Raw genomic sequence first — 231 nt, 5'->3', positions numbered from 1 at the left:
CTGCACAAGGCATTAGAGCGAAATGAGCTATCGCTGGTTTACCAGCCGATCGTAGACCCCCAGGGGAATGTGCAGCGCGTGGAAGCACTATCCAGGTGGACAAGCCCGGTACTAGGCTCCGTTCCACCTGCGACGTTTATCGCTAAAGCAGAAGCCAACGGAACGATCAATAGCATTGGTGCCTGGGCAATCGAAACAGCCTGCACACAAGCTACCAGGTGGATCATATCC

General features: G+C 54.5%; 1 protein-coding gene. It reads left to right on the top strand.

Going from position 1 to position 231, the window contains the following annotated elements; genetic code table 11:
- Positions 1–231, top strand: a 231-nt coding sequence (locus tag AC3XQU_RS25090; RefSeq protein ID WP_489876791.1) for an EAL domain-containing protein, incomplete at its 3' end; no start/stop codon positions are given.

This window comes from Telluria sp. AZSoR62, assembly GCF_058111565.1.
Note: the sequence above shows the minus strand (reverse complement) of the source record. Positions and strands in the feature narration are given on the sequence as shown.